The following is a 13,727-nucleotide window of genomic DNA, read 5'->3' as shown; positions in this document are numbered from 1 at the left end:
CTTTAATGTCACAGCGGGTGACATGGTCTGTGGCAATGAAGAAGCTGATCAACGGCTCGGACGACGTTGTGGACGAGATGCTCGACGGGATGACCGCAGCGTACCCTGACCGCCTCCGGCGGCTCCCGGACACCCAGGTGATGGTCCGAGACGACGGGCCGGTCGAGGGGAAGGTCGCACTCGTGACGGGCGGCGGAAGCGGCCACGAACCGACCCACGCGGGCTACATCGGCGACGGAATGTTAGACGGCGCGGCCGCGGGCGACGTGTTCTCCTCGCCGACCGCCGACGAGTTCGAGGCGCTCATCGACGCCTGCGACGCGGGCGACGGCGTGCTCGCGATCATCAAGAACTACGAGGGCGACGTGATGAACTTCGAGACCGCCATCGAACTCGTCGAGATGGAGGGCGTCGAGGTCGAGAGCGTCGTGGTCGACGACGATGTCGCCGTCGAGGACTCGCTGTACACCTCCGGCCGCCGCGGCGTCTGCGGGACGATTCTCGTCCACAAAGCCGCCGGCGCGAAGGCCGCGCAAGGCGCCGACCTGTCGGAGGTCAAACGCGTCGCGGAGAAGGTGATCGACAACGTCGGCACCATGGGCACCGCGCTCACCTCGTGTGTCACTCCTGAGAAGGGAGAACCCACCTTCGACCTGGGCGACGACGAGATCGAACTGGGGATCGGGATCCACGGCGAGCCGGGAACTGAGCGCACGGAGGTGATGAGCGCCGACGAGATTACCGACGCGCTGACGGAGGCCGTCCTCGACGACCTCGAACTCGACTCCGGACAGGAGGTACTCACGATCGTCAACGGAATGGGCGGCACCCCGCAGATGGAGCTGTTCGTCGTCAACCGCCGGCTGCAGGAGCTGCTCGGCGACCACGATCTCGAGACGTGGGACGCGTGGGTCGGCGACTACATGACCTCGCTCGATATGGCGGGCGCATCGATCACCGTCTGCGCCGTCGACGACGAGCTGAAGGAGCTGTTCGGCGCGCCGGCGGACACCCCCGCGCTCACTCAGACGCAATGAGCGGGGACGAGCCGAGCGAGGCCGATTCAGACGGCGCCGCCGTCGTCGCAACTGTCGAGGCGGTCGCGGAACGCATCGAGGACGAGCGCGACCACCTGACCGAGCTCGACTCCGCGATCGGCGACGCGGACCACGGCGGGAACATGGCGCGCGGCTGGGCCGCCGCCGCCGAGGCCGCCCGGGACCTCGACGACCCCGATCCCCAGACCGTCTGTAAGACGGTCGGCAAGACGCTCATGGCCGAGGTCGGCGGGGCCTCCGGCCCCCTGTTCGGCGGGTCGCTCGTGTTCGCGAGCGCCGAGCTCGACGACGGGGTCACGGCCGAGAGCGCGGTGGCGTTCGCCGAGACCTACCTGGAGAAGGTCGAGGACCGCGGGGACGCTCGGGTGGGCGACCAGACGATGGTCGACGCGCTCACCCCGGCGGTCCACACGTTGAAGAAGTCGGTCGAGACGGACGACCTCCCGCCGCTCGAAGCGCTCGCGAAGGCGGTCGACGCGGCGGAGCGAGGCGTCGCGTTCACGGTGCCGATTCGAGCCCGAAAGGGACGGGCCTCCTACCTCGGCTGGCGGTCGGTGGGACATCAGGACCCCGGCGCGACGAGCACGCTGTACCTCCTCGAAGAAATACTCGCGGTCGCCGCCGACGCGCTCGACAGCGAGATACCCGACGTCGACGCGACCTCGCCGACGATTCCGGACGAGTCGGCCGACGATGACGCTGCGGCGGCGGAGGACGACTGATGGTCGGACTCGTCGTCGTCTCCCACAGCGAGCGGGCCGCCGAGGGGATCGTCGAGGTCGCCGCCGAGATGGCCGGCGACACCCGGATCGAACCCGTCGGCGGCGACGGACAGGGCGGGATCGGCACCGTCCCGGACGCGATCCAGGACGCCATCGACGCCGCCGATGACGGCGACGGGGTCGTCGTCCTCGTCGATCTGGGCAGCGCGGTGATGAACGCCGACGTCGCCGTCGAACTGAGCGACGCGGAGGCGGTCATCGCCGACGCGCCCGTACTTGAGGGCGCGGTCAACGCGGCCGTCGCGGCGACCGACCCGTCCGCCACGCTCGACTCGGTGACGGAGCAGGCCGAAGCGGCTCGGGGAATGGAGAAGCTCTAGCTCAGTCCCCGTCGAGGCCGAGGGCGTCCCGCACCTCGGCCCGCGTCTCGCAGGCGAGCGCCTCGTCGGCGAGCGTGCTCGCCTCCGCCGTGTCGATCTCTCGGATCCGACTTTTCACCGCCGGTACCGTCACCGCACTCATGCTGAGCTCGTCGAGCCCGAGGCCGACGAGCAGCTCCGTGAACGCCGGATCGCCGGCCATCTCGCCGCACATCCCGACCCACGCGTCGGTCTCCGCCGCGGCCGACGCGGTGCGGTCGATCGCGCGCAACACCGCGGGATGGAGCGGGTCGTGGTACGCGGCGACGCCGTCGTTCTCGCGGTCGGCCGCCATCACGTACTGCGTGAGGTCGTTCGTCCCGATGCTCAGAAAGTCGAGCCGGTCGGCGAGGCGGTCCGCGAGGAAGACCGCGGCCGGCGTCTCGACCATCGCGCCCAAGTCGGGAATCGCGTGGTCGATCCCCTCCGCGTCGAGGTCGGCCGCGACCGCCTCGACCGCCGAGACCGCCTCCTCGACCTCCTCGATCCGTGAGACGAGCGGAAACATCACCGCGAGCCCCTCGCCGGCCTCGTGGGCCGCCGCGCGCAACAGCGCCCGGAGCTGCGTCTCGAACAGGTCGCGGTGTTCGTCGAGCGAGAGCCGGATCCCCCGCCGTCCGAGGAAGGGGTTCGTCTCGCTCGGCAGGTCGAGGTACGGCACCTGCTTGTCGCCGCCCACGTCGAGCGTCCGGACGACGACTCGTTCATCCGGGAACGCCGACAGCGCGTCGATCACGGCCTCGTACTGCTCGTCCTCGGTCGGGGCCCTCTCGCGGTCGTAAAAGAGGAACTCCGTGCGGAACAAACCGATCCCGTCGGCGCCGCGCTCGGTCGCGGGGGCGATCTCCGCCTCGCTCCCGACGTTCGCGGCCACCTCGATCGGTCGCCCGTCGGCGGTCGAGACGCGCTCGGACACCGCTGACGCCGCGTCGCCCTCGGCGGCCTCGCGGGTCGCGGCGTCGGGATCGACGACGATCCGTCCCGCCTCGCCGTCGACGAGCAGTTCGAAGCCGTCCTCGATCTCGCGGAGCGACTCGCCGACCCCGACGACCGCCGGGATCGACAGCGACCGCGCGATGATCGCGGCGTGAGCCGTTCGGCCGCCCGCGACGGTCGCGATCCCGGCGACCACGCTCGGGTCCAGTTCCGCGGTGTCGCTCGGGGTGAGGCGCTCGGCGAGCAGCACCGTTCCCGCCGGGAGGTCACCAAGGTCGGCGAGGGCGTCAGCATTTAAAACGACGCGGAGCAGTCGGTCCCGCACGTCTCGCAGGTCGTCGGCGCGCTCGGCCATCTTCCCGTCGAGCGCTTCGAACTGCTCGATCGCGGCCGCGAAGCGGTCGTTCACGGCGTGTTCGGCGGGCGTCCCGTCAGCGATCGCGTCCTCGATGTCCCCGACCAGCTCCGGGTCGTCGAGGAACTGCTCGTGGGCCTCGAACACCGCCGCCTCCTCCTCGCCGACGCGCTCGGCCGTCCGGTCGCGTGCGTCCCGGAGCGCCTCGCGGGCCGCGTCGCGAGCGTCCGCGAATCGGCTCAGCTCGGCGTCGGCGTCGACGGCGGACGGGTCGGGGCGGTCGGGGAGCGTCAGGTCGGCGTTGGGACGATACCAGCGCGCCGTGCCGACGCCAGACAGCGGCGTGCTCCCCACGCCGGTGAGCGTCCTCACGTCGAGTCACCGCCGTCGGCGGCCTCGTCTCCCGCGTCGTCCCCGTCGCCTTCGGCTTCAACCTCGCTCGTGAGCAGGTCGCAGACCGCGTCCAGCGCGTCGGCCGCCTCCGCGCCCTCGGCGACGACGCGGACCGACTCGCCGTGGCCGACGTTCAGCCCGCTCACCGAGAGCATGCTGTCGGCGCGGACGAGTCCGTCGTCGCCGTCGTCTGCGCGGCCGATCGACACGTCAGCGTCGAACCGGTTCGCCGCTTGCACCAGCTTCGAGGCCGGTCGGGCGTGAAGGCCCGCTTCCGGCACCACCGTTACGGTACGTTCCATGCGATCGAATAGGCGCGGCGTGGCCTTATAAGTGAGTTCCGACGGACAATCAGTCTCATCCCGCGCGACCAACCGCTCTCACTCGACGGTGTCGACGATCTCTCCCTCGATCATCCGCGCGAGGACGACCCGCGGCACGTCCGCGCGCTCGTGAACCACTCCGGCGATCTCTCGCGCCGTCTCCTCGTCGTCGCCGTCGTCGACGGCGTTCACGAGCGGGATCGCGGTCGCGTCGTCCGGAACTCCTTTTAACCCACCTCGCTCGTGGGCCAGAACGCGACCGACTAGTTCGGGCGTTATCTCGTCGCCGACCGCCGCGTCGGCGATCGCCGCGACGCGCTCGGGGCGGTGGACGGTCTCCGCGGTCAGCGGCTCCCCCACCGCGCCGACGCTCGCCACCGGAATCACGCGATCCGCGCTCGCCGGGACCTGTGGCTCGCGCTCGTTCGGGGCCTTCAGAAGGCGCGTCCGGGCGCCGTCGGCCTTTATAAGTATCGGCCCGTCGTGCGCGGCTGCGATCTCGTCGACGACGGCCGGATCGTACCCCCGATATCGATCGTCGCGCTCGCGCTCCGGCACGAGGCCGAGCGGAAACGCCTCGGCGGCTTCCGCCGGCTCGGTGTCTCTCGCCGATTCTGTATCTCCCGCCGGCCCGTCTCCGCCGCTCGCCGCGATCTCGTCGAGAACTCCCACCGGGTCCTCGGTGACGCGAACCGCGCCGACCTCGCGATCGAAGATCGGGATCCGGACCGTCGCGGTGATCACCGCCCGGTCGAGCCGCCCCGCGAGCGCGTAGAGCGTGGTCTTCTTCCCGCCGGCGCCGACGAGACAGGTCGTCCCCGCGGCCGCGCCGAGAGCGTCGACGACATCCTTCATGTCCGGATCCGTTGTCGGCCTGGGGCGAAAGCCCATCGGTCGGGGAAGGCTGGATCGACGGCGGACAGGTCCCGCAGCGTGGACCGATCCCGGCGTGTGGTTTAATCCCGTCCGCCCGCGAGGACGCGTACGATGACCGTCTCCGACCGGATGCTCCGCGTCGACCTCTCCGCGGAGCGCGTGCGCAGCGAGCCGGTCCCCGAGGAATGGCTCGCGCGCTACGTCGGCGGGAAGGGGCTCGGCGCGCGGTACCTCTACGAGATGGCACCCGGTATCGACCCGTCGTCGCCGGCGAATCGACTCGCGTTCGTCGTCGGTCCCCTAACCGGCTACCTCCCCGGAGAGCCGCGCTACGCGGCGGTGACGAAGTCGCCGCTTACGGGCACGTTCCTCGATTCCTACGGCGGCGGGTCGTTCGCGGCCCGGCTCGCCGGCTCGCTCGGCGACCACCTCGGAGTCGTGATCGAGGGCGCGGCCGACGAGCCGGTGACCCTCTCGCTCACCGACGGGGAGGCGACTATCGAGCCCGCGAGCGATCTCCGCGGGCTCGACGCGGCCGAGACCGACGCGAGATTTCTGGACGCCGCCGTCGCCTGCGTCGGTCCGGCCGGCGAGGCGGGTGTCCGGTACGCGACGATCGCCTCCGACGGCGGCGACCACCACGCGGGCCGCGGCGGCGCGGGCGCGGTGATGGGCGGGAAGGGGCTCAAGGCGGTCGTCGCTCGGGACCCGGTGCCGGAGATTCCCGACGCGCTCCGCGACCTCCGGGACCGCGACGAGGCGGCGTTCGCCGACAGCGACGCCGGGCGGTGGCTCGCCGCGGGCGACACCTTAGAGAGCGTCGCGTTCGGCGACGAGACCGGCGTGCTCCCGACCCGCGGCTGGCAGGCCCGCCGGTTCGACGGCGCCGAAGAACTCGGCGTCGAGCGCGCGAGCGAGCGAGCGACCGGGCGCGAGCGTCCCGACGACTCGGTCCCGGGCGGGTTCCGAGTGCCGACTACCAACGGAGACGGTCCGAACGACACCCACTCCGACACCACCGTCCCGCGCGGCGGGACTCCCATCGCGCTCGGTGCGGGACTCGGGATCGACGACTTCGACGCGGTGGCGGCCCTCGGCGGCGTCTGCGACCGGCTCGGGGTCGACGTGATCTCCGCCGGCAGCGCGGTCGCGTGGGCAGTTCGCGCGAGCGACGCGGGGTTGATCGACCCCGCCGACCACGGCGTCGACCGCAAACTGGCCTTCGGCGACGAGTCGGCCGCGAGGGCGCTGATCGAGGAGATCGCGGCCCGGTCGACCCCGCTCGGCGACGCGCTCGCGGACGGAGTGGCGGCCGCCGCGGCGCGGTTCGGCGGAACCGACCTCGTGCCGACCGTGAAGGGACTGGAACTGGCCTCCTACGACCCGCGCGGCGCGGCGACGATGGCGCTGGCGTTCGCGACCGGCGACCGCGGGGGCTGCCACCGACGCGCCCGGCCGGTCGAGACGGAGGCGGTGGCCGATCCGGGGTGGACGTCCGCCGAACGGGCCGCCGTCGTCGCCGACGAGCAGAACCGGCGGGCCGCGCTGTGGTGTCTCGTCGGCGACGACTTCCTCGCCGAGAGCTTCGGCCCGGGGGCGGCCGCGGAGTGGCTCGCCGCCCTCGGTGACGAGCGTGATCCGGAGGACATCCGGCTCCTCGGCGAGCGGGTCTGGACGCTCACGCGTCTGTTCAATCTCCGAGAGGGGTTCGACCGCAGCGACGACGGGCTCCCGGAGGCGCTGACGCGGGGGACCGACGGGGCAAGCGAGACCGATGAAGAGCCAGACGACGGTCTCGACCCTGAGGCGTTCGAGGACCTCCTCGATCAGTACTACACGTATCGCGGCTGGGACCGCGAGGGACGACCGACTGCCCTGGTACTCGATCGGCTCGAACTCGCGGACCTCCCCGACGCGTCGACACCGGTCGGGTCGGCGGCGGGCGCGCCGGACTCCGAAAACGACGACTGACCTACGGCGCCGCTTGCTTCGTCGAGATCAGCTCGATCACGTCGCGGTGAGAGAGGTCGTGGTCGGCGCCGACCTGTCGACCGCTCCGACAGTCGGTGCCGTGGAGGAGCCCTTCGCCGATATCGGAGTGGATGTGAAACGCGAAGTCCTCGGTCGTCGACCCGTCCGGGAGGATGAAACAGTCGCGGAAGACCCCTTTCTCGTCTTTGCTCCCGTTCGCGGAGCCCGGGAAGACGGCGATACACCCGAGGACGTCGAAGACGGCCTCCTCCAGGGCGCCCTGTACGCCCGTCCCGTCGTACTCGGCGACGAACTCGGCGATCTGGTCGAGGCCGGCCTCTTGTTCGCCGGAGACGTCGCCGACGATCTCGAAGTCGCTCTCGCCGGGCGTGTAGTCGACGACGCCGGCCTCGTTCGCGTTTTTAAGTGCTTTTTCGGCGTGAGCGCTCGCGGAGACGAACGAGAGGTGGTCGTAGTCGGGGTCGTTCGTGATCTCCTCCCAGTTTGCCTGCGCCTCGGGGGTGTCCATCTTGTTGGCGGCGACGACCATCGGCTTCGTGCGCTTGCGGATCTCGCGGGCGAGCTCGGCCTTGTCGGCGTCGTCCCACGTCTCGGGATCGAGTTCGAGCCCCTCCGCGAGGACCACCCGTTTCATCCGATCCTTATCAATACCGAACGCGGACATCTGGTCGGCGAGCTCCGATTCGATGGCGGCGTCTGCGCCGTGATACCGCGTCTCGAACTTCTCGAGGCCCTTCTCCAACACGTCGAGGTACCACTCGTCGAGCTCCTCCTCTAAGAAGTCGATGTCCTCGCGGGGGTCGTGGCCCTCGGTGGTCTCGCCTTCGATGTCGGTCTTCCCCGAGAAGTCGACGACGTGAATCAGCACGTCGGTCTCGTTGAGGTCGGTGAGGAACTGGTTGCCGAGCCCGCGACCCTCGTGGGCGCCCGGGACGAGGCCGGCGACGTCGACGAGCTTCACCGGGACGAAGCGGGTTCCGTCGCGGCAGACGCCGACGCTTGGCGTGCAGGTCTCGTCGAACTCGGGGGCGGCACAGTCGACGCGGACGTACGCCTCGCCGACGGTCGGGTCGATCGTGGTGAACGGGTACGCGCCCTCCGGCACGTCGTTCATGGTCGCGGCGTTGAAAAACGTCGACTTCCCCACGGAGGGCTTGCCGACGAGGCCGATCCGATAACTCATTACCATCAGTGCGCGACCCGCAGTAAAAAGCGATGCGAGATGCGCCGTGGCGTGGGGACGGGTGACGAGGGGATGGGTGACGAGGGAGAGCCTGCCGTCCGACCGTCAGGCGTCGCCGTCGGACTGTCCCGGCTCCCCGAGCGCCTCGATCGGGAGCACGTTCTGGAGCGAGGCGAAGGCGTCCTCGGCGCTCTCGAACCGTTCCTGGTCGATCTCGGCCACCAGCTCGCCGAGGTCGGCGTCGCCGTCGGCGAACAGCACGGTCGTGCCGGCACAGGACTCGACGAGCTCCTCGCGGGCGGCCGGGTAGGAGTGTCCGTCGAACTCGTTTTCGACGCGCGAAAGTTTAACTTCGGATGTCATAGCTAGATATCAACGCGTGAGGGCTTAAACGCGCGCTTCGCCGGGATCTCGGCTCCGCCGGTCGACGAAGAACCGGCAACACGCGCAAAGAGTTATGTACTGGTGACATCGTGGTATATGCAAACGTATGTCGCTATACGATCGGATCCTCGTTCCGACCGACGGCTCCGCCGAGGGGAGGCGGGCGGTCGCGCACGCGCTCGACCTCGCGTCGGTCCACGGCGCGAACGTCCACGGGCTGTACGTGGTCGACACGGCGAGCTACGCGGGCATCCCGATGGAGAGCTCGTGGGAGGGAGTCGGCGACCTCCTCCGAGACGACGCGAAGGAGGCGGCCGGAGAGGTCGAGTCGCTCGCGGTCGAGACCGACCTCGACGTCGAGACGGCAGTCACAGAGGGATCGCCGAGCAGGGAGATAATCCGGTACGCCGAGGACGAGGGCTGTGACCTGATCGTGATGGGGACGCACGGTCGCGGCGGGATCGACCGGCTCATCCTCGGAAGTGTCGCCGAGAAGGTCGTTCGCGGGTCGAGCGTCCCCGTGCTGACGGTGCGGCTGGACGGCGAGGTGCCGGCGGGCGCGACCGTCGAGAAGGCGGTCGAGAGCGAGACGTCAGCCGAGGTCGAAACCGAAACGACGGGCCAGAGCTAGCCGGACGCTACGGGTTTTCGGACGCTCGCAGAGCTGGACGAGTACCGCTCAGTCGCCGGTATCGCGCAGGTGTTCGCAGTCGCCGGCGTGAACCCGCCGGATCCCTTCGTCCGTCTCGATCACGAGGGCTCCGGGCGGCTCCACGTCGACCGCGGTACCGGTCACCGCGCCGTTCGAAGTGTCGACGCGGACCCGACGGCCGAGGGTACTCGCGCGCTCACGCCACGCCGGGAGGATCCGATCCATCCGGTCCGGCGTCCCCGCGAGCGCCGCGAAGCGTTCGAGGAGGGTCGCAGCGAACCGACGCCTGTCGACAGGCTCGCCGAGTTCTTCCTGGAGAGACGCCGCGCCCGCCGGAAGCGCTTCGGCGTCGATGTTGGCGTTGACGCCGACCCCCGGAACGATCCACGAGATCCGGTCGGCCTCGCCCTCCATCTCCGTGAGGATCCCCGCGACCTTGCGACCGCCGCGACCGGTCGGGTCGGCGTCGGTGTCGGTCCCGCTCGCGGAACCGCCCACGAGCACGTCGTTCGGCCACTTGATGTGCGCGTCGACGCCCGCCTCCCGGCAGGCGTCGGCCGTCGCGACCGCGGCGGCGAGCGTGAAAAGCGGCGCGCGGGCCGGCGGCGCGTCGGGGCGGATCGCGAACGAGAGCCAGACGCCGCCGCTGGGCGCGACCCACTCGCGGTCGAGTCGTCCCCGACTGCCGGTCTGTTCGTCGGCGACGACTGCGATCCCATCGGCTCCCCCTGCCGCCAGCTCGCGGGCGCGGTCGTTGGTCGACGAGACGCGGTCGTGGTACTCGATCACGTAGGGGACGTCGAGCCCGAACTCGATGCCGGCGGCGGAGTAGCCGGGGTCCTCAGGCGCGACGTACCCGTCTCCGGCCGACTCGACCGCGAACCCTTCCTCGCGGAGCGACTCGACCGCCTTCCAGACCGCCGCCCGCGACACCCCGAGGTCCTCGGCGAGCGCGGGACCGGAGACCGGACCGTCGACGAGAGCGTCGAGCAGCGCGCGACGCGTGTCCATGTCGACGGGGTCGGCGCGAGCGTGCAAAGCCGTTCCGGGTCCCGGTTCTCGTCTGACTCCGGGTCACGATTCCCGTCTGACTCCGGCCCCCGGTTCTCCCCGAATAGTCGGAGCAAACACAGGACTATCCGTCCGGGACGCGAAACGCACCCGAATGACTCGTTCCGGCGACGAGACCGTGCCGCTGACCGTACTGAACGACGATGATCAGACGGAGCTCGCGGTCGAACCCGGTCGAAACCTGCGTCGGGTCCTCCTGGAGGCGGACCTGTCGCCGTACGCCGCCGCGACGCGCCGGCTCAACTGCGGCGGGCGAGGCCTCTGTGCGACCTGCGGTGTGCGAATCCGTGAGGGACCCTCACCCGAACACTGGCACGACCGCCTGGCGGAGCGGTTCGGCTACCCGCGCCTCTCCTGTCAGGTGACCGTCGACGGCCCGATGACCGTCGAACTGGTCGACAAGCTGGTGTGGGGTTCGCGGGAGCATTCGGGCGATGCCGAGTGAGCCGGGGACACCGGGTTTCCGGTGAAACGGCGAGCGTTACCGAGTCGCACGGGACCGCGGCGGGCCCAGCGAGAGGACTTCGAGCCCGCCCCGGCGCAAGACACAAGGTCTCACGGGCGAACGCTCCGGTATGCAACCCTCCAAGGAGCGGGAGGCGTCCGACGGCGACCCGATGGACGATCTCGACGACCTCCTCGACGACGACCTCGCGGGCGGCGAGGAGGAACCCGAGGCCGAGACGGGCGGCGAGGAGGAACCCGAGGCCGAGACAGGCGGCGCCGCGACCGCCGAGCCGAGCGCGGGGAGTGTCGGGGACGCGGGCAGAATCGGCGTCTCCGGTCGGTGGTTCTCGGCGAAAGCCTTCGCGCTCGCGCTCGTCACGGTCGGTGTGGGGGTGTTCGTCGGTGGGCTGATCCCGCTCATCGGAGGCACGATCGGGACCGTGGGCGGCGTCCTCCTCGCCGCGTTCCTGCTCGGCCTCGCCTTCTCGACCCGTCGATACGTTGAGACGGGGATCGCCGGGGCCGCGGCGGGCGCGACGAGTGCGGTGACGAGCGTCCTCGGCGTCGGCTTCCTCCCGATCGGGATCGACTACCTCTCGCAGTGGGGACTGCCGCTCGTCGCGGTCGGCGGCGGGGTGGGACTCGTGGTAGCGCTGCTCGGTCACTACTTCGGGCGGGACCTCCGGACGGGGCTGACGGAGGACATCGACGGATAGCGGGACTCGCCGTACCGGACCGTTAGCGGGCCCACGTCGGCTCCTCGACGCCGATGTAGGCGGCGATCTCGTGGCGCTCGAGCACGGCGAAGCCCGCGAGGATCGCGACGAATCCGACGATCGCCTCCGCCTCGATCAGGCTGCCGAGGAGGACCCAGCTCCCGACCGCGGCGACGACCGGCTCCGCGTAGCCGACGAGGTGGAGCTGGGAGGGTCCCACCTCGTCGAGCAGCGCGAAGTAGATCAGGAACGCGACGACGCCCGAAAACAGCGTGAGGTACGACAGCGACGCGATCGACGTGGCGTTCCAGACGATCGCCGCCGGAGACTCGCCGAGCAGGGCGGCGCCGACGAACAACATTCCGGCGCCGGAGACCATCGCCCATCCCTGTAGCGCGGCGACCGGGAGGTCGGTCCGTAGGGGGCGGAGCAGCACCGCGCCGAGCGAGAAGGCGGCCGCGCCGGCGAACGCGAGTACGACCCCGAACAGGGCGGCGCTTCCGAGCCCCGCCTCCATCGGGTCGGCGATCACGATCACCCCGAGAATACCGAGCGCGAACCCGCCGATCTCGAGGGAGCCGAGCCGCTCGTTCGGGAGGAGGACGGCCGCGAACGTGGCGGTCAACACCGGCGAGAGGCTCACGATCACCGCGGCGACCGCGCCCGTGATGTGGAGCTCGGCGACGTACAACAGCCCGTGGTAGACGGCGATCACGAAGGCGCCGGCGACGGCGACACCGAGCCATTCGTCGCGTCCTCGGGGGACCGTTCTGCCGGACATCACCGCGGCGACGCCCAACACGATCGCGCCGGCAACGGCGTAGCGCACGCCGGCGAACAGAAGCGGCGGGAAGTAGTGCAGGCCGGCCTCGATGGCGACGAAGGAGGTACCCCACAGGGTCGCGAGGAGGACGAAGGCGGCGACGACCGATTCGGGACTGGAAAGGAGGGTCCGCAGTTTCATTGAGTGTTGATTCGAAATCGATGGAGATAGTTAAACTAATCTCTCGAATCTGGTGGAATCCGAAATGAACAATCACACATACGAATTGCTTACGACTCGGTCCCGAAATAGGAACAAATCTTGGACGTGACTTCAAGTACATCGGTCGTAATATATAACAGACCGTCACGAGAACGGGGCGCATGGACGAGCGCGACGTGCGGCTGTTGAAAGCGATATCGGATCTCGGCACCGGGAGTCCCGAGCGGCTTCACGAGGAGACCGACATTCCGGTGTCGACGATCCACTACCGGCTGAACAATCTCCGCGAGGACGGCGTGATCGAGAACGACCTGTACGACTTCGACCACGAGGCGCTCGGGCTCGGGGTCACCGTCATCGTCGAGGTGCTCGCGGACTACGAGGGCCCCTACGAGGAGTTCGCGGAGGAGCTACTCGCCGTCGAGGGCGTGACGGAGGCGTTTTTCACGATGGGCGAGACCGACTTCGTCGTCCTCGCGCGGCTCTCGTCGTCCGACACCGTCGAGCGCCTCATCAGCGACTTCGAGGCGATCCCGCAGGTGGAACGCACGAACTCGACGTTCACGATCGCGACCCTGCGCGACGAGTCGCGGGCGCCGGCGACGTACGAACTCGACACGCTCATCGAAGAGCTGACGGAGTCGGCCTGAGCTGCCATCAACTCTCTATCGGGGGACCCACCGTGCGCTCGACGTATAAGAGCGCCACGAGTCCCAAGATTACCGTCCCGTAGGCGACCGCGGCGAACAGCGCGTCCTGCGTCGACGGGTACTCCGACGTCCGGAAGATAATCACTTTCCGGACCATGGCGATGACGCCGGTGTAGATCACCAGTCTGACGATCACCCGGGTGTCGTTCTGCTCGATGTACGCGACGACCGTCTCGTACACCTCGACGATGATCAGCAGCAACAGGCCAGTCTCGATGAACCCGATGACCACGTTCGGGTCCGTGATCTCTCCCGTCGGCACGGACTCGATGATCTGGAGGGCGAGGTCGATAACGCCGATACCGAACAGGAGCGCAAACAGTGCCGCTGCGGCCAACTCGACGCCGTGGATGAACCGGCTCGTCGCGTCTGAGACCTGGTCGCTGCGCGTACGCGGGGCGGGGGGGTCGTCGGATTGATCAGCCGTAGACGGGTCGTTCGATCGGTCGGCCGCGGGCGAGTCGTCCATCGAGTGTCTTCCCTCGAGTAGGGAGAGGGGCCCACC

At 69.7% G+C, this 13,727-nt stretch carries 16 protein-coding genes; 8 read left to right on the top strand and 8 right to left on the bottom strand.

Annotation, left to right across the window (positions count from 1 at the left end; all coding sequences use genetic code 11):
• The first annotated feature begins 35 nt into the window (after window positions 1-35).
• Genes dhaK through dhaM form a run of 3 tightly spaced genes read left to right on the top strand, consistent with a single transcriptional unit; the run spans window position 36 to window position 2,160 of the window.
• Entirely contained in the window at window positions 36-1,037 is a 1,002-nt protein-coding gene (dhaK, locus tag ACNS88_RS12525; protein WP_435098157.1) for a dihydroxyacetone kinase subunit DhaK, read from the top strand.
• A complete protein-coding gene (gene dhaL / locus ACNS88_RS12520) occupies window positions 1,034-1,780 on the top strand; it encodes a dihydroxyacetone kinase subunit DhaL (protein ID WP_435098107.1) in 747 nt (248 codons plus the stop codon). Before dhaK ends, dhaL begins: the two co-directional genes overlap by 4 nt.
• Complete coding sequence (dhaM, locus tag ACNS88_RS12515; RefSeq protein WP_435098104.1) at window positions 1,780-2,160, top strand: dihydroxyacetone kinase phosphoryl donor subunit DhaM; 381 nt, start codon at window positions 1,780-1,782, stop codon at window positions 2,158-2,160. Before dhaL ends, dhaM begins: the two co-directional genes overlap by 1 nt.
• A 1-nt stretch (window position 2,161) precedes the next feature.
• Here the strand turns inward: dhaM and ptsP are convergent, their stop codons facing one another.
• The 3 genes from ptsP to yqeC all read right to left on the bottom strand — a co-directional run bounded on the left by ptsP (window position 2,162) and on the right by yqeC (window position 5,061).
• The gene (ptsP, locus tag ACNS88_RS12510) at window positions 2,162-3,862 is read right to left on the bottom strand and encodes a phosphoenolpyruvate--protein phosphotransferase (RefSeq protein ID WP_435098101.1); all 1,701 of its coding nucleotides are present in this window, start codon (window positions 3,860-3,862) and stop codon (window positions 2,162-2,164) included.
• Window positions 3,859-4,185 (bottom strand): HPr family phosphocarrier protein, encoded by a 327-nt coding sequence (locus ACNS88_RS12505; protein WP_435098098.1) that lies wholly within the window; start codon window positions 4,183-4,185, stop codon window positions 3,859-3,861. Before ACNS88_RS12505 ends, ptsP begins: the two co-directional genes overlap by 4 nt.
• Before the next feature lie 78 nt (window positions 4,186-4,263).
• Window positions 4,264-5,061 carry a selenium cofactor biosynthesis protein YqeC gene (gene yqeC, locus ACNS88_RS12500; RefSeq protein ID WP_435098095.1) on the bottom strand — a complete coding sequence of 266 codons (798 nt, stop codon included), beginning with the start codon at window positions 5,059-5,061 and terminating at the stop codon, window positions 4,264-4,266.
• A gap of 132 nt (window positions 5,062-5,193) precedes the next feature.
• Here yqeC and ACNS88_RS12495 point away from each other — a divergent pair, with 132 nt between their 5' ends.
• Window positions 5,194-7,053, top strand: a complete 1,860-nt coding sequence (locus ACNS88_RS12495) for an aldehyde ferredoxin oxidoreductase family protein (RefSeq protein ID WP_435098092.1) — start codon at window positions 5,194-5,196, stop codon at window positions 7,051-7,053.
• A gap of 1 nt (window position 7,054) precedes the next feature.
• Here the strand turns inward: ACNS88_RS12495 and ACNS88_RS12490 are convergent, their stop codons facing one another.
• Window positions 7,055-8,257 carry a redox-regulated ATPase YchF gene (locus tag ACNS88_RS12490; protein WP_435098089.1) on the bottom strand — a complete coding sequence of 401 codons (1,203 nt, stop codon included), beginning with the start codon at window positions 8,255-8,257 and terminating at the stop codon, window positions 7,055-7,057.
• A gap of 105 nt (window positions 8,258-8,362) precedes the next feature.
• Window positions 8,363-8,620 (bottom strand): DUF5789 family protein, encoded by a 258-nt coding sequence (locus tag ACNS88_RS12485; protein WP_435098086.1) that lies wholly within the window; start codon window positions 8,618-8,620, stop codon window positions 8,363-8,365.
• Between the two features lie 127 nt (window positions 8,621-8,747).
• Between ACNS88_RS12485 and ACNS88_RS12480 the strand changes: the two genes are divergently transcribed.
• The gene (locus ACNS88_RS12480) at window positions 8,748-9,272 is read left to right on the top strand and encodes a universal stress protein (RefSeq protein ID WP_435098083.1); all 525 of its coding nucleotides are present in this window, start codon (window positions 8,748-8,750) and stop codon (window positions 9,270-9,272) included.
• Between the two features lie 48 nt (window positions 9,273-9,320).
• Here ACNS88_RS12480 and ACNS88_RS12475 read toward each other — a convergent pair whose 3' ends face one another.
• Window positions 9,321-10,304: a biotin--[acetyl-CoA-carboxylase] ligase gene (locus tag ACNS88_RS12475; RefSeq protein ID WP_435098080.1), complete on the bottom strand. Its 984-nt coding sequence runs from the start codon at window positions 10,302-10,304 to the stop codon at window positions 9,321-9,323.
• A gap of 154 nt (window positions 10,305-10,458) precedes the next feature.
• On the opposite strand from ACNS88_RS12475, the gene ACNS88_RS12470 reads away from it, so the two are divergent.
• Both ACNS88_RS12470 and ACNS88_RS12465 read left to right on the top strand, forming a co-directional pair.
• Window positions 10,459-10,809 (top strand): 2Fe-2S iron-sulfur cluster-binding protein, encoded by a 351-nt coding sequence (locus ACNS88_RS12470; RefSeq protein ID WP_435098077.1) that lies wholly within the window; start codon window positions 10,459-10,461, stop codon window positions 10,807-10,809.
• A 130-nt stretch (window positions 10,810-10,939) separates the two neighbouring features.
• The gene (locus tag ACNS88_RS12465) at window positions 10,940-11,527 is read left to right on the top strand and encodes a DUF8526 domain-containing protein (protein WP_435098074.1); all 588 of its coding nucleotides are present in this window, start codon (window positions 10,940-10,942) and stop codon (window positions 11,525-11,527) included.
• Window positions 11,528-11,549: 22 nt separating this feature from the next.
• Here the strand turns inward: ACNS88_RS12465 and ACNS88_RS12460 are convergent, their stop codons facing one another.
• On the bottom strand, window positions 11,550-12,491 hold the full coding sequence (locus tag ACNS88_RS12460; protein ID WP_435098071.1) for a DMT family transporter: 942 nt from the start codon (window positions 12,489-12,491) through the stop codon (window positions 11,550-11,552).
• 182 nt (window positions 12,492-12,673) lie between these two features.
• On the opposite strand from ACNS88_RS12460, the gene ACNS88_RS12455 reads away from it, so the two are divergent.
• On the top strand, window positions 12,674-13,162 hold the full coding sequence (locus ACNS88_RS12455) for an Lrp/AsnC family transcriptional regulator (RefSeq protein ID WP_435098069.1): 489 nt from the start codon (window positions 12,674-12,676) through the stop codon (window positions 13,160-13,162).
• Window positions 13,163-13,169: 7 nt separating this feature from the next.
• Here ACNS88_RS12455 and ACNS88_RS12450 read toward each other — a convergent pair whose 3' ends face one another.
• Window positions 13,170-13,691: a phosphate-starvation-inducible PsiE family protein gene (locus tag ACNS88_RS12450; RefSeq protein ID WP_435098067.1), complete on the bottom strand. Its 522-nt coding sequence runs from the start codon at window positions 13,689-13,691 to the stop codon at window positions 13,170-13,172.
• Window positions 13,692-13,727 lie beyond the last annotated feature (36 nt).

The sequence above is a fragment of the Halorubrum shenae genome, from assembly GCF_051194165.1.
Classification (GTDB): Archaea; Halobacteriota; Halobacteria; order Halobacteriales; family Haloferacaceae; genus Halorubrum.
The sequence above is the reverse complement of the archived record's forward strand: the minus strand, read 5'-3'. Positions and strand labels throughout refer to the sequence as shown.

Coding starts and splice junctions, on each gene's coding strand:
- dhaK (WP_435098157.1), top strand. CDS start 36: ATGAAGAAGCTGATCAACGGCTCGGACGACGTTGTGGACGAGATGCTC.
- dhaL (WP_435098107.1), top strand. CDS start 1,034: ATGAGCGGGGACGAGCCGAGCGAGGCCGATTCAGACGGCGCCGCCGTC.
- dhaM (WP_435098104.1), top strand. CDS start 1,780: ATGGTCGGACTCGTCGTCGTCTCCCACAGCGAGCGGGCCGCCGAGGGG.
- ACNS88_RS12505 (WP_435098098.1), bottom strand. CDS start 4,185: ATGGAACGTACCGTAACGGTGGTGCCGGAAGCGGGCCTTCACGCCCGA.
- yqeC (WP_435098095.1), bottom strand. CDS start 5,061: ATGAAGGATGTCGTCGACGCTCTCGGCGCGGCCGCGGGGACGACCTGT.
- ACNS88_RS12495 (WP_435098092.1), top strand. CDS start 5,194: ATGACCGTCTCCGACCGGATGCTCCGCGTCGACCTCTCCGCGGAGCGC.
- ACNS88_RS12490 (WP_435098089.1), bottom strand. CDS start 8,257: ATGAGTTATCGGATCGGCCTCGTCGGCAAGCCCTCCGTGGGGAAGTCG.
- ACNS88_RS12485 (WP_435098086.1), bottom strand. CDS start 8,620: ATGACATCCGAAGTTAAACTTTCGCGCGTCGAAAACGAGTTCGACGGA.
- ACNS88_RS12480 (WP_435098083.1), top strand. CDS start 8,748: ATGTCGCTATACGATCGGATCCTCGTTCCGACCGACGGCTCCGCCGAG.
- ACNS88_RS12475 (WP_435098080.1), bottom strand. CDS start 10,304: ATGGACACGCGTCGCGCGCTGCTCGACGCTCTCGTCGACGGTCCGGTC.
- ACNS88_RS12470 (WP_435098077.1), top strand. CDS start 10,459: ATGACTCGTTCCGGCGACGAGACCGTGCCGCTGACCGTACTGAACGAC.
- ACNS88_RS12465 (WP_435098074.1), top strand. CDS start 10,940: ATGCAACCCTCCAAGGAGCGGGAGGCGTCCGACGGCGACCCGATGGAC.
- ACNS88_RS12460 (WP_435098071.1), bottom strand. CDS start 12,491: ATGAAACTGCGGACCCTCCTTTCCAGTCCCGAATCGGTCGTCGCCGCC.
- ACNS88_RS12455 (WP_435098069.1), top strand. CDS start 12,674: ATGGACGAGCGCGACGTGCGGCTGTTGAAAGCGATATCGGATCTCGGC.
- ACNS88_RS12450 (WP_435098067.1), bottom strand. CDS start 13,691: ATGGACGACTCGCCCGCGGCCGACCGATCGAACGACCCGTCTACGGCT.